The sequence below is a fragment of the Pantoea sp. X-Soil-TKNS-1279 genome (assembly GCF_059730565.1).
In genome coordinates this window covers 953,838-967,855 of record NZ_AP035948.1, presented here as the reverse complement: position 1 = coordinate 967,855, position 14,018 = coordinate 953,838, and the positions used below count along the sequence as shown (strand labels likewise).

The 14,018-nt window shown below is 52.2% G+C and carries 9 protein-coding genes, 4 tRNA genes and 3 rRNA genes; 4 read left to right on the top strand and 12 right to left on the bottom strand.

What is annotated here, in order from left to right; genetic code table 11:
• Positions 1-32: 32 nt before the first annotated feature.
• Both AC6I8N_RS04355 and dnaQ read right to left on the bottom strand, forming a co-directional pair.
• Positions 33-109: transfer RNA gene (locus tag AC6I8N_RS04355), tRNA-Asp, on the bottom strand.
• Between the two features lie 134 nt (positions 110-243).
• The gene (gene dnaQ / locus AC6I8N_RS04350; protein WP_021186133.1) at positions 244-975 is read right to left on the bottom strand and encodes a DNA polymerase III subunit epsilon; all 732 of its coding nucleotides are present in this window, start codon (positions 973-975) and stop codon (positions 244-246) included.
• Positions 976-1,028: 53 nt separating this feature from the next.
• On the opposite strand from dnaQ, the gene rnhA reads away from it, so the two are divergent.
• Positions 1,029-1,496 (top strand): ribonuclease HI, encoded by a 468-nt coding sequence (gene rnhA, locus AC6I8N_RS04345; protein WP_208724872.1) that lies wholly within the window; start codon positions 1,029-1,031, stop codon positions 1,494-1,496.
• Here rnhA and AC6I8N_RS04340 read toward each other — a convergent pair.
• Positions 1,481-2,215, bottom strand: a complete 735-nt coding sequence (locus AC6I8N_RS04340) for a class I SAM-dependent methyltransferase (protein ID WP_021186131.1) — start codon at positions 2,213-2,215, stop codon at positions 1,481-1,483. The two genes, rnhA and AC6I8N_RS04340, sit on opposite strands and share 16 nt — an antisense overlap.
• Before the next feature lie 40 nt (positions 2,216-2,255).
• On the opposite strand from AC6I8N_RS04340, the gene gloB reads away from it, so the two are divergent.
• Both gloB and mltD read left to right on the top strand, forming a co-directional pair.
• Positions 2,256-3,011, top strand: coding sequence for a hydroxyacylglutathione hydrolase (gene gloB, locus AC6I8N_RS04335; protein ID WP_497830116.1), 756 nt, complete (start codon positions 2,256-2,258; stop codon positions 3,009-3,011).
• A 71-nt stretch (positions 3,012-3,082) separates the two neighbouring features.
• Positions 3,083-4,465, top strand: a complete 1,383-nt coding sequence (gene mltD / locus AC6I8N_RS04330; RefSeq protein WP_208724869.1) for a murein transglycosylase D — start codon at positions 3,083-3,085, stop codon at positions 4,463-4,465.
• A gap of 74 nt (positions 4,466-4,539) precedes the next feature.
• Here the strand turns inward: mltD and AC6I8N_RS04325 are convergent, their stop codons facing one another.
• Positions 4,540-5,343, bottom strand: a complete 804-nt coding sequence (locus AC6I8N_RS04325) for an endonuclease/exonuclease/phosphatase family protein (protein WP_208724867.1) — start codon at positions 5,341-5,343, stop codon at positions 4,540-4,542.
• Between the two features lie 146 nt (positions 5,344-5,489).
• Positions 5,490-6,668, bottom strand: coding sequence for an MFS transporter (locus AC6I8N_RS04320; RefSeq protein WP_497830115.1), 1,179 nt, complete (start codon positions 6,666-6,668; stop codon positions 5,490-5,492).
• 99 nt (positions 6,669-6,767) lie between these two features.
• Here AC6I8N_RS04320 and yafC point away from each other — a divergent pair, with 99 nt between their 5' ends.
• On the top strand, positions 6,768-7,676 hold the full coding sequence (gene yafC / locus AC6I8N_RS04315; RefSeq protein ID WP_497830114.1) for a DNA-binding transcriptional regulator YafC: 909 nt from the start codon (positions 6,768-6,770) through the stop codon (positions 7,674-7,676).
• 9 nt (positions 7,677-7,685) lie between these two features.
• Here the strand turns inward: yafC and dkgB are convergent, their stop codons facing one another.
• From dkgB to AC6I8N_RS04280, 7 genes are all read right to left on the bottom strand, one after another.
• A complete protein-coding gene (dkgB, locus tag AC6I8N_RS04310; protein WP_497830113.1) occupies positions 7,686-8,489 on the bottom strand; it encodes a 2,5-didehydrogluconate reductase DkgB in 804 nt (267 codons plus the stop codon).
• 170 nt (positions 8,490-8,659) lie between these two features.
• A tRNA-Asp gene (locus tag AC6I8N_RS04305) sits at positions 8,660-8,736 on the bottom strand.
• Positions 8,737-8,810: 74 nt separating this feature from the next.
• A 5S ribosomal RNA gene (gene rrf / locus AC6I8N_RS04300) occupies positions 8,811-8,926 on the bottom strand.
• Between the two features lie 104 nt (positions 8,927-9,030).
• A 23S ribosomal RNA gene (locus tag AC6I8N_RS04295) occupies positions 9,031-11,932 on the bottom strand.
• Between the two features lie 204 nt (positions 11,933-12,136).
• Positions 12,137-12,212, bottom strand: a tRNA-Ala gene (locus AC6I8N_RS04290).
• Positions 12,213-12,320: 108 nt separating this feature from the next.
• Positions 12,321-12,397 (bottom strand) — tRNA-Ile (locus tag AC6I8N_RS04285).
• Positions 12,398-12,471: 74 nt separating this feature from the next.
• Positions 12,472-14,013, bottom strand: a 16S ribosomal RNA gene (locus tag AC6I8N_RS04280).
• Together the 16S, 23S and 5S rRNA genes with 3 tRNA genes alongside form the textbook arrangement of a ribosomal RNA operon.
• Positions 14,014-14,018 lie beyond the last annotated feature (5 nt).

Genomic DNA, 14,018 nt, shown 5'->3' with positions numbered 1-14,018 from the left:
ATTCATTACTGAATCGGCTTCTTTAAATAGATTGGCGGTGCGGACGGGACTCGAACCCGCGACCCCCGGCGTGACAGGCCGGTATTCTAACCGACTGAACTACCGCACCGCGCTGTGTTCCCCGTCGGGAACGAGGCGCATATTAATGGCACAGCGATCTGCCGTCAACGCTTTTTCTGTGGGTTTGTTTCGTTTGCTGTTTTTTTCAGCTTAACGTTGCTTTTCCACGCAAAATCAGCCATTTCAGGCACGCCACAGGCAGCTACCGCCCTTCTTCATCACCAGATCTAAACGGCTTTCATGTGCCAGACACTCTTCATCGCTGGCGCTGACGACGCGCAGACCCGACGCCGGGCGAACAATGCGCTGAATATTTTCGCCATCCACCTGGCTGCTCTGCTCGCTCTCGTGGGAAAAAGCCAACGATGTCTGGCCACCCGTCATGGTCAGGAACACCTCGGCGAGAATTTCGGCATCGAGTAATGCGCCGTGCAGCGTTCGTTTGCTGTTATCAATTTCCAGACGGCTACAGAGCGCATCAAGGCTGTTACGCTTGCCGGGGAACATCTTGCGCGCCATCGCCAGGCTGTCAGTAATTTGGCAGAATGTCTCGGTTTTGCCGATGTCGCGCTGCAACATGGCAAACTCGTAATCCATAAAGCCGATATCGAACGATGCGTTATGGATCACCAACTCCGCACCGCGGATATACTCAAGAAACTCCGCGGCAATGTCGCTAAAGCTCGGCTTATCCGCCAGAAATTCATCGGCAATACCATGAACGCCAAAGGCTTCCGGGTCCACCAGACGATCTGGCTTGAGGTAAATGTGAAAGTTATTACCGGTCAGGCGGCGGTTGATCACCTCAACCGCACCGATTTCAATGATGCGATGTCCTTCATAGTGCACACCGATCATGTTCATGCCGGTGGTTTCGGTATCGAGGACGATCTGGCGGTTATTTGCAGTGCTCATAGGACTCGTTTATGTCAGACTTGGCGTTTTGTCAGTAAGGAAGTCTACCAGAGATGCGTAAACAGGTAGAAATATTCACCGATGGATCCTGTCTCGGCAATCCCGGCCCCGGTGGCTATGGTGCCATTCTGCGTTATCGCCAGCATGAGAAAACCTTCAGTGCCGGTTACCGCCTCACCACCAATAATCGTATGGAACTGATGGCGGCGATTGTCGCGCTGGAAGCGCTGACGCAGCCGTGTGAAGTGGTGATCAGCACCGACAGCCAATATGTACGCCAGGGTATTACCAGCTGGATTCATAACTGGAAGAAACGCGGCTGGAAAACCGCTGAGAAAAAACCGGTGAAGAATGTCGATCTGTGGCAACGGCTCGATCTGGCGCTGAGCTCGCATCAAATCTCGTGGGAATGGGTGAAGGGCCATGCCGGTCACCCGGAAAACGAACGCTGCGATGAGCTGGCGCGCAGCGCCGCCAGCCAGCCGACCCAGGATGATGTCGGTTATCAGCCGGAATCCTGATCCTTCATGTTGCGGAACTGGCGCGTCGCGTTAACCGTCTGCCGCAGTTGCGTTTTACTCAGGCTTTTTTTCACTTTGGTGGGCGTTAACGGGAAGGTTCGTTTACGCGCCACCACCACATTCAGACAGCCCAATGCCGGCAGATGCGCGCTGATCACTTTACCGCCCTGCCGGTGCCACGGCACCACCTGGAAGCGAGTACGATAAACCACTTCATAGTTCAGCAGATGTAACCAGTCCAGCAGACGCATCTGGCTAAACATCCGACCGCTCCACGGGGCTCGGCTATGCAGACCCGGAATGCCTTTGCTGATACCCAGCAGGCTAAATGGATTAAAGCCGCTGATAATCATCCAGCCATCGTCAATCAGCACCCGATCAACCTCACGCAGCACGCGATGCGGATCCTGGCTCCAGGACAAGGTGTGAGCTAACAGGCAGGCATCAATCGATTTGGATTCGAACGGCAGTTGGGTCGCGCGGGCAATCACCTGCAACTCGTCACCCTGCTCCCCCACATTCACCTGATGCGAAATGGGGCAGTGGCTGGTATTGATTTCTGCGCTCAGATTGCCAATTTTAAGCATATGAAAGCCATACAGCTTCCCGAGGTAAGGTTGCAGTTGCTGGGTTAAGGCGTCGCGAAAATAATCGCCCCAGGGCATGTCGCGCCAGGAGCGTGGCGCAGTCAGGATTTGGCGTGTTTTAGCCGGCTTCATGCTTTACCATCTTCCTTTTTCTACGGCCTGAGAGGTGTTTATGAATCTTACCAGTATTCCCGCGTTGCAGGATAACTACATCTGGACACTGACCGATGAACACAATCACTGCCTGATTGTCGATCCCGGCGAAGCACAGCCCGTGCTGGATAAAATCCGTGTTCATCGCTGGCAGCCGGTGGCAATTTTACTGACACATCATCATCACGATCATGTCGGTGGTGTCGCTGAACTGTTGCAGCAGTTTCCTGAACTGGAGGTTTTCGGTCCACAAGAAACTGCGGATAAAGGTGCAACCCGCATTGTTGGCGATGGGGATGAATTTACCCTGTTGGGGATAAATTTCCGTGTCATCGCTACCCCCGGCCACACTTTAGGACATATCTCATATTACAGCTCGCCTTATCTTTTCTGTGGTGACACGATGTTTTCCGGTGGTTGCGGCCGATTATTTGAAGGCACCGCACAACAAATGTTTGAGTCATTTCAAAAGCTTAACCAGCTACCTGGCGAAACTCTGATTTGCTGTGCACATGAGTACACTTTATCCAATATGAAGTTTGCTGCGGCTATTCTGCCCCATGACCCGAAAATTTTAGCAAGGTTCCAGCAAATTAAGGACTTACGAGCAGAAAATCGCATTACTTTGCCAACAAATTTGGCTTTAGAGCGTGAAATAAATTTATTTCTTCGCACGCAAGATGCTGATTTACAAAAGGCTTTAGGCGGTAATTTTACAACTGCGCCACTATGGCAAACTTTTGCAGATCTACGCGAGAAGAAAGATCGTTTTTGATATTTGTGGTTGTGTTGTGTCAGACCGTCAAGTATGATTGCTCGTCTTTTAAGCGAACTATTGACACACACATGAAGGCAAAAGCGATATTAATCGCCTCTGTCTTGCTGGTGGGAGGTTGTCAGGCATCAAGGAATGACGCCACTATCCCGCAACAGCATGCTCAGAGCCTGTCTTCAGCTGGTCAAGGTGAAAATGGAAAGTACGGAGATCGCTTGTTGTCGCCGCGCTGGCAAGATGATGGAACAAGCCTCGCAGAAGACACTGATCTCTGGAATCACATTAGTGACGAGTTGAAGATGGGGATTCCGGATAACTCCCGGATCCGCGAACAAAAAACAAAGTACTTAAAAAATAAGAGCTATCTCCACGATGTAACATTACGGGCAGAGCCGTACATGTACTGGATAGTCGAGCAGATACAGAAACGTAAGATGCCGATGGAACTGGTACTGCTACCCATAGTGGAGAGCGCTTTTGACCCACATGCAACATCTTCTGCGAATGCCGCAGGCATTTGGCAGATTGTTGCAACAACGGGCAAAAACTATGGTTTGAAACAGAACCAATGGTATGACGGTCGCCGGGATGTGGTGGCGTCTACCAAGGTTGCGCTGGATATGATGCAGCGTCTCAACACCATGTTTGACGGTGACTGGTTATTGACCGTTGCCGCTTATAACAGTGGTGAAGGACGTGTGTTGAAAGCGATAAAACAGAATAAGGCGCGCGGTAAGCCGACCGATTTCTGGAGTTTATCGCTGCCCCGCGAAACCGCGGTTTATGTTCCTAAAATGTTGGCCTTGAGCGATATTCTCAAGAACAACAAGCGCTACGGCATCAAATTGCCGACCCCGAACGAGAGCCGAGCACTGGCTCGTGTTGAAGTGGGTCAACAAATTGAGCTGACGCAAGCCGCTGATATGGCTGGCATGTCGTTAAGTAAGCTGAAAAGCTTCAATGCTGGCTATAAACACGGCAGCACAGCGCCGAATGGACCGCACTACATTATGGTGCCTAAGTCCAACGTTGCTCAGCTGCGCAATTCACTGGCATCCGGTGATATTGCCGCCGTGCAGCCTTCTCAACTGGCAAAAGCCAGTGATGTGGGAAGCAGCTACACGGTTCGCAAAGGCGACACCTTGTCTGGCATTGCCAGCAAGCTCGGCGTGAGCATTAATACACTGAAGCAGCAGAATAACCTGCGCGGTGCCTCAGTTCGCATCGGTCAGAAACTGACCATCGGCGATAAAGGTTCGCAGCTGGCCGATAACGGCAACAGCATCACCTATCGTGTTCGTAAGGGTGATTCTCTTGCCAGTATCGCGCGACGTCATGGAGTGAACATTCAGGACGTTATGCGCTGGAACAGTGTATTAAGTGATGCGAAGAGCATTCAGCCGGGTGATAACCTCACGCTGTTTGTTCATAATAGCGCAACGCCAGACACCTAATGGCGCGAAAAGGCTGACAAATGTCAGCCTTTTTCTTTTTATGCGGGTGAGTAAAATCTGCTGTACGTGGCAGTTTAGCGCGGAGTGGTTCTGGTGGAGTTAAATTCAACCAGCAACGGGTTATGGTCAGAAGCACGCGTCACCAATACCGAGGCTTCACTGACCTTCATATCACGGTAGAAGACAAAATCCAGCGGTCGACCAAAAGCTTTGCGCCGATGGTCATCGGTAAACGTCACTTCATGTAAAGCCATGTCCTGAGCGAAGCGAAACAACGCCTTCATCCTCTGACGACTCCAGGCATTAAAATCCCCGGCCATAATCACCGGCCCTCGATGGTACTGGATTTGCTCCCCAATCGGCCCCAGCTGTTTGCTGTAGACATCGATACCCAGGCTGAAATTGACGGCATGGATGTTCACCACCATCAACATTTCTCCATTGGGCAACGGATAAGCGGTCACCAGCGCGGATTTTGCCAGCCGCAATAACGGCTCACGCTCACGCAATGGGCAGCAGTACACCGGATGAGCCGACGCCAGCGTCATCACCCCAGAGGGATGCTGTGGCAGCACAAAGGCAGGTACCTGGTCAGCAGCCAGATAGTTACTGGTGGCGAACTTCACCAATTCAGGGGTGGTTTGCGCTTCCTGTAGCAACACCAGATGAGCATCTTTGCCAAAGCCTTGCAGCACTGACATCCAGTCTGCACGTTGCTGTTTAAAGATGTTCCACACCAATACCCGTAATGTCGGGTCGGCTGTGAGTGGTGCGCCGGGCGGTAACGCTTGCCCAACATGTAGCATCGCCCCTGGCGGAAAGATCCGCTCAGCAGGCTGTCCTGCTACATAACGCATTGCATAGGTTTTTTTCCGCACTTTCCCGCCTGGCTAGTTACAAACATACTTCACCTGACTGTTATAGGGATTTTAGCGCGGGGTTTCAATTGGTGTTCTTGATTGTCGGAATGGCCTTAACGGCATTTAAGTGCATCAGCCCACCTGAGCGTGGGCTGAAAAGCGAATTATTCGACGGCCATCACCGCGCGCGGCCTGTCCAGCGCACCGCTCAGACGCACCAGTAACAAAGCGATAAAGACGATGACTGCACCGACCCAGGGAGTTTGTGCTAACCCATATTGCTGCACGATATGACCGCCCACAGAAGAGCCCAGCGCAATGCCAATATTAAAAGCGGCAATATTTAAACCCGAGGCGACATCTACCGCACCAGGGGCGTAATGTTCTGCCTTCTGCACTACATAAACCTGCAACCCCGGCACGTTGGCGAAAGCAAAAATACCCATCACCACTACGGTCACTAATGCCAGATAGTGCATACTCGACGTCACCTGAAAGACGCCCAACAGTACCGTCAGTGCGGCGAAAATGAGGGTCAAAGCCGGCACAGCGCCATGACGATCCGCCAGCTTACCACCCCAGATATTGCCAATTGCCACCGCGATGCCATAGCCCAGTAAGATAACGCTCACAGCCGAAGGTGAGAAACCCGCCAGTGACTGCATCATCGGTGCCAGAAAAGTAAAAGCAGTGAACACCCCACCGTACCCGAGGGCAGTAATGGCATAGATCAACAACAAACGTGGATTGGTTAACACACGGGCCTGCTGTCGTAACGAAGTAACGGGCGGCTGAGCGATATGGCGTGGAACCAGCAGCATACTGGCGACCAGAGCAATAACCCCCAACATCGATACCGCCAGGAAGCTCTCACGCCAGCCAAAATGCTGCCCGATCAGCGTTCCCAGTGGCACGCCCGTTACCAGGGCAACTGTCAAACCGCCAAACATAATCGCAATAGCGCTGGCCGCTTTCTCTTTACTCACCAAACTGGTCGCGATGGTTGACCCTACCGAAAAGAACACACCATGTGCCAGACCGGTGAGCAGTCGCGCAATCACCAATGTTTCATAGTTCGGTGCCTGCCAGGCTACCAGATTGCCAAGGGTGAAAAGCGCCATTAACCCCATCAGCAAATGTTTACGAGGTAATTTCCCGGTCAACGCCGTTAGCACCGGAGCACCGATGGCTACCCCAAGGGCGTAGATAGATACCAGCATCCCGGCTGAAGGCAGGGTAATCGCAAGTTGTTGCGCGATGGTCGGGATCAGCCCGACGATGACAAATTCAGTGGTTCCGATAGCAAAGGCGCTGATGGTCAGCGCCCAGAGTGCAAGTGGCATGATTGACTCCCAATTAGTTTTGATGGGCGCCAGTATCCGCTTATGGTTTAATAACAAAAAGGTGCAAAGTAACAATAGACTTTTGCTTGTGGAGAGATAATGAAGGCATCATCAGACGAGCTGAAAGTGTTTATTGCGGTAGTGGAAAGTGGGAGCTTTAGCCGTGCTGCTGAACAATTACATATGGCCAATTCGGCAGTCAGCCGGACGGTGAAAAAGCTGGAGACTAAGTTGGGTGTGGCGTTATTGACACGTACCACTCGCCAGCTCGCCCTCACGCATGAAGGTGAACACTACTTTCGTCGCATACAAAAATTGATGCAGGAGATGTCAACAGCGGAGAGCGAGTTGATAGACAGACAGCAAGCTCCGCGTGGCGTGCTGCGCATTGATGCCGCAACGCCGGTGATCCTGCATTTGTTGTTGCCGATGGTTAAACCGTTTCGCGCACGCTATCCCGATGTCACTCTCTCGCTGATTTCCTCGGAGAGCTTTATCAATCTTATCGAGCGTAAAGTTGATGTGGCCATTCGCGCCGGAACCCTGACCGACTCCACCCTGCGCGCTCGTTTATTATTTATCAGCTATCGCAAACTGGTCGCCACACCTGCGTACCTGGCGAAGTATGGCACTCCACGCTCGGTGGCTGATTTAGCGCACCATGAATGTCTCGGTTTCGTTGAGCCTTTACGGTTGAATCGCTGGCCTGTGGCGCAGGAAAATGGCGAACTTTATGATATTAATCCGGGAATGTCATCGAACAGCGGGGAAACGATCAAACAACTTTGCCTGAACGACAATGGTATTGCCTGCCTTTCTGACTATATGGTTGATCAAGAAATTGCCGATGGGACCTTTGTAGAGTTGCTGGTGGATCAGCGTTTGCCGGTAGAAATGCCGTTTAACGCAGTTTATTACAGTGATCTTGGTGTCAGTCAGCGAGTACGTGCATTTATTGATTTTCTCAGCGATTGGGTGCAGAACCAGCCCTGGCGAAGCCAGGACTGATTTTTTTGCTTAATCCCAGGCCGGAGCCAAACCATCCGGACTAACCAGACGATGCCCACGATCCAGGGCGTGGATCTTATCCATATCATCAGGATCCAGCTGTAAATCCTGAGATTGCAGATTTCCGGCAAGGTTGTCGCGTTTGGTCGATGACGGAATGACGGCATAACCCAACTGCATTGCCCATGCCAGCACTACCTGCGCTGGGGTTGCCCGGTGCTTCTGTGCAATAGCCTGAATGACTCCATCTTTCAGCGCTTCACCATAGGCCAGTGTCATGTAAGAGGTGATGTGAATCCCCTGCTCCCGGGCAAACTTCACCACCTGCTCGTTCTGCAAATAGGGATGAAGCTCAATCTGGTTGGTAGCAATATTTTCCACACCGACCGCTTCAATTGCTTCTTTCATCAATGCAATCGGGAAGTTGGAGATACCGATTTGACGAGTCAGGCCTGCTTCTTTAGCGGCCAGCAGTGCCTGCATGCTCTCTTTTACCGAAACGCTGGCTCCCGGCGACGGCCAGTGGATCAGGGTAAGATCTACATAGTCGGTGCGCAGTTTCACCAGGCTCTCTTTGAGGCTGGGGATCAATTTATCAGCAGAGAGATTTTCCACCCAGATCTTGGTGGTCACGAATAACGCGTCTCGTGAAACGCCACTTTCGGCAATCGCCTGACCTACAGCAGCCTCATTTTCATAGATTTGTGCGGTATCGATTGTTCGATAACCAAGCTCAAGTGCGGTTTTAACCGAATGAATAACAACATCGTCTTGCAGACGGAAAGTACCTAAACCAAAAGCAGGGATTGTCATGATTTCCTCATCGTTGAATGAAATGTTTTCGATGGGAGCATTTTGACAGCTTCTTTATTGCTGAAAAATCTGCTTATAAGCAGAGGAATTTTGCGTTTCAGTCAACAATACGCTAAAGAAATACAGAAATGAAAAAGCCCTGACTTTTCAGTCAGGGCTAATCAAGAGAGTGGCGGTGCGGACGGGACTCGAACCCGCGACCCCCGGCGTGACAGGCCGGTATTCTAACCGACTGAACTACCGCACCACCGAATACTGCATTACCAGCGGGGTCTCGCTGATAACCGGTGTTACCTTTTCAGGTAAATACCTTAAATTGATGCCTGGCAGTTCCCTACTCTCGCATGGGGAGACCCCACACTACCATCGGCGCTACGGCGTTTCACTTCTGAGTTCGGCATGGGGTCAGGTGGGACCACCGCGCTACAGCCGCCAGGCAAATTCTGTTTATCCGTACCGCCCTCACAGGCCATACGAATCAATCCGTTTGAACAAAGCTGAAAATTCTCGCGTCTCTCAACCAAAACGCCTCTGGCGTTGTAAGGTTAAGCCTCACGGGTCATTAGTACCGGTTAGCTCAATGCATCGCTGCACTTACACATCCGGCCTATCAACGTCGTCGTCTTCAACGTCCCTTCAGGACTCTCAAAGAGTCAGGGAGAACTCATCTCGGGGCAAGTTTCGTGCTTAGATGCTTTCAGCACTTATCTTTTCCGCACTTAGCTACCGGGCAATGCCATTGGCATGACAACCCGAACACCAGTGGTGCGTTCACTCCGGTCCTCTCGTACTAGGAGCAACCCCCCTCAATTCTCCAGCGCCCACGGCAGATAGGGACCGAACTGTCTCACGACGTTCTAAACCCAGCTCGCGTACCACTTTAAACGGCGAACAGCCGTACCCTTGGGACCTACTTCAGCCCCAGGATGTGATGAGCCGACATCGAGGTGCCAAACACCGCCGTCGATATGAACTCTTGGGCGGTATCAGCCTGTTATCCCCGGAGTACCTTTTATCCGTTGAGCGATGGCCCTTCCATTCAGAACCACCGGATCACTATGACCTGCTTTCGCACCTGCTCGAGCCGTCACTCTCGCAGTCAAGCTGGCTTATGCCATTGCACTAACCTCCTGATGTCCGACCAGGATTAGCCAACCTTCGTGCTCCTCCGTTACACTTTGGGAGGAGACCGCCCCAGTCAAACTACCCACCAGACACTGTCCGCAGCCCGGATTACGGGCCTACGTTAGAACATCAAACATTAAAGGGTGGTATTTCAAGGTTGGCTCCATGCAGACTGGCGTCCACACTTCAAAGCCTCCCACCTATCCTACACATCAAGGCTCAATGTTCAGTGTCAAGCTATAGTAAAGGTTCACGGGGTCTTTCCGTCTTGCCGCGGGTACACTGCATCTTCACAGCGATTTCAATTTCACTGAGTCTCGGGTGGAGACAGCCTGGCCATCATTACGCCATTCGTGCAGGTCGGAACTTACCCGACAAGGAATTTCGCTACCTTAGGACCGTTATAGTTACGGCCGCCGTTTACCGGGGCTTCGATCAAGAGCTTCTCCTTACGGATAACCCCATCAATTAACCTTCCGGCACCGGGCAGGCGTCACACCGTATACGTCCACTTTCGTGTTTGCACAGTGCTGTGTTTTTAATAAACAGTTGCAGCCAGCTGGTATCTTCGACTGGCTTCAGCTCCGGGAGCAAGTCCCTTCACCTAATGCCAGCGTGCCTTCTCCCGAAGTTACGGCACCATTTTGCCTAGTTCCTTCACCCGAGTTCTCTCAAGCGCCTTGGTATTCTCTACCTGACCACCTGTGTCGGTTTGGGGTACGATTTCGTGTTACCTGGAGCTTAGAGGCTTTTCCTGGAAGCAGGGCATCAGTTACTTCACCACCGTAGTGGCTCGTCATCACGCCTCAGCCTTAAAGCATTCCGGATTTGCCTGGAATGCAAGCCTACACGCTTAAACCGGGACAACCGTCGCCCGGATAACCTAGCCTTCTCCGTCCCCCCTTCGCAGTAACACCAAGTACAGGAATATTAACCTGTTTCCCATCGACTACGCTTTTCAGCCTCGCCTTAGGGGTCGACTCACCCTGCCCCGATTAACGTTGGACAGGAACCCTTGGTCTTCCGGCGAGCGGGCTTTTCACCCGCTTTATCGTTACTTATGTCAGCATTCGCACTTCTGATACCTCCAGCAGACCTCACAGTCCACCTTCAGCGGCTTACAGAACGCTCCCCTACCCAACAACACATAGTGTCGCTGCCGCAGCTTCGGTGCATGGTTTAGCCCCGTTACATCTTCCGCGCAGGCCGACTCGACCAGTGAGCTATTACGCTTTCTTTAAATGATGGCTGCTTCTAAGCCAACATCCTGGCTGTCTGGGCCTTCCCACATCGTTTCCCACTTAACCATGACTTTGGGACCTTAGCTGGCGGTCTGGGTTGTTTCCCTCTTCACGACGGACGTTAGCACCCGCCGTGTGTCTCCCGTGATAACATTCTCCGGTATTCGTAGTTTGCATCGGGTTGGTAAGCCGGGATGGCCCCCTAGCCGAAACAGTGCTCTACCCCCGGAGATGAATTCACGAGGCGCTACCTAAATAGCTTTCGGGGAGAACCAGCTATCTCCCGGTTTGATTGGCCTTTCACCCCCAGCCACAAGTCATCCGCTAATTTTTCAACATTAGTCGGTTCGGTCCTCCAGTTAGTGTTACCCAACCTTCAACCTGCCCATGGCTAGATCACCGGGTTTCGGGTCTATACCCTGCAACTTAACGCCCAATTAAGACTCGGTTTCCCTGCGGCTCCCCTATACGGTTAACCTTGCTACAGAATATAAGTCGCTGACCCATTATACAAAAGGTACGCAGTCACACCCGAAGGTGCTCCCACTGCTTGTACGTACACGGTTTCAGGTTCTGTTTCACTCCCCTCGCCGGGGTTCTTTTCGCCTTTCCCTCACGGTACTGGTTCACTATCGGTCAGTCAGGAGTATTTAGCCTTGGAGGATGGTCCCCCCATATTCAGACAGGATACCACGTGTCCCGCCCTACTCATCGGACTCACAATCTGTGCATTTTCATGTACGGGGCTGTCACCCTGTATCGCGCGACTTTCCAGACGCTTCCACTAACACACAAACTGATTCAGGTCCTGGGCTGTTCCCCGTTCGCTCGCCGCTACTGGGGGAATCTCGGTTGATTTCTTTTCCTCGGGGTACTTAGATGTTTCAGTTCCCCCGGTTCGCCTCGTTAACCTATGTATTCAGTTAACGATAGTGCACAAGTGCACTGGGTTTCCCCATTCGGACATCGTCGGCTGTTGCGGTTCATATCACCTTACCGACGCTTTTCGCAGATTAGCACGTCCTTCATCGCCTCTGACTGCCAGGGCATCCACCGTGTACGCTTAGTCGCTTAACCTCACAACCCACAGGCGTTTTGCAACGCATGCAGACTGCAAGCATTTGAGAGACTCGAACACATCGCTTTCATTTCTTATTACGGAGAAATGAAACAACGTGTCGTTTCAAATTTTCAGCTTGTTCCGGATTGTTAAAGAGCAATAACTTCGCAATGCACTCGAAAATGCATTCGGAAGTTTTTTTATCAACGTGGGGTCGTTGATGGTGGAGCTAAGCGGGATCGAACCGCTGACCTCCTGCGTGCAAGGCAGGCGCTCTCCCAGCTGAGCTATAGCCCCAATGATTCGCAAAACCCTTCACCCAATTCTTTCGAGTTCAAGGCGTGACGACGCGAAGCATACATCAGGTATGCGAGTCGTTGTCACAACGCAGAAATCGGGAGAATTTGGTAGGCCTGAGTGGACTTGAACCACCGACCTCACCCTTATCAGGGGTGCGCTCTAACCACCTGAGCTACAAGCCTGCCGAGGGTTTTACTGCTTCTTTAAATTTCATCAGACAATCTGTGTGAGCACTTCGAAGGAAAGTATCTTCAGGTAAGGAGGTGATCCAACCGCAGGTTCCCCTACGGTTACCTTGTTACGACTTCACCCCAGTCATGAATCACAAAGTGGTAAGCGCCCTCCCGAAGGTTAAGCTACCTACTTCTTTTGCAACCCACTCCCATGGTGTGACGGGCGGTGTGTACAAGGCCCGGGAACGTATTCACCGTAGCATTCTGATCTACGATTACTAGCGATTCCGACTTCATGGAGTCGAGTTGCAGACTCCAATCCGGACTACGACGCACTTTATGAGGTCCGCTTGCTCTCGCGAGGTCGCTTCTCTTTGTATGCGCCATTGTAGCACGTGTGTAGCCCTGGCCGTAAGGGCCATGATGACTTGACGTCATCCCCACCTTCCTCCGGTTTATCACCGGCAGTCTCCTTTGAGTTCCCGACCGAATCGCTGGCAACAAAGGATAAGGGTTGCGCTCGTTGCGGGACTTAACCCAACATTTCACAACACGAGCTGACGACAGCCATGCAGCACCTGTCTCAGAGTTCCCGAAGGCACCAAAGCATCTCTGCTAAGTTCTCTGGATGTCAAGGCCAGGTAAGGTTCTTCGCGTTGCATCGAATTAAACCACATGCTCCACCGCTTGTGCGGGCCCCCGTCAATTCATTTGAGTTTTAACCTTGCGGCCGTACTCCCCAGGCGGTCGACTTAACGCGTTAGCTCCGGAAGCCACGCCTCAAGGGCACAACCTCCAAGTCGACATCGTTTACAGCGTGGACTACCAGGGTATCTAATCCTGTTTGCTCCCCACGCTTTCGCACCTGAGCGTCAGTCTTTGTCCAGGGGGCCGCCTTCGCCACCGGTATTCCTCCAGATCTCTACGCATTTCACCGCTACACCTGGAATTCTACCCCCCTCTACAAGACTCTAGCCTGCCAGTTTCGAATGCAGTTCCCAGGTTAAGCCCGGGGATTTCACATCCGACTTGACAGACCGCCTGCGTGCGCTTTACGCCCAGTAATTCCGATTAACGCTTGCACCCTCCGTATTACCGCGGCTGCTGGCACGGAGTTAGCCGGTGCTTCTTCTGCGGGTAACGTCAATGATGATGCGTATTAAACATCATCCCTTCCTCCCCGCTGAAAGTACTTTACAACCCGAAGGCCTTCTTCATACACGCGGCATGGCTGCATCAGGCTTGCGCCCATTGTGCAATATTCCCCACTGCTGCCTCCCGTAGGAGTCTGGACCGTGTCTCAGTTCCAGTGTGGCTGGTCATCCTCTCAGACCAGCTAGGGATCGTCGCCTAGGTGAGCCGTTACCCCACCTACTAGCTAATCCCATCTGGGTTCATCCGATGGTGTGAGGCCCGAAGGTCCCCCACTTTGGTCTTGCGACGTTATGCGGTATTAGCTACCGTTTCCAGTAGTTATCCCCCTCCATCGGGCAGATCCCCAGACATTACTCACCCGTCCGCCACTCGTCACCCAAGGAGCAAGCTCCTCTGTGCTACCGTTCGACTTGCATGTGTTAGGCCTGCCGCCAGCGTTCAATCTGAGCCATGATCAAACTCTTCAATTTAAGTT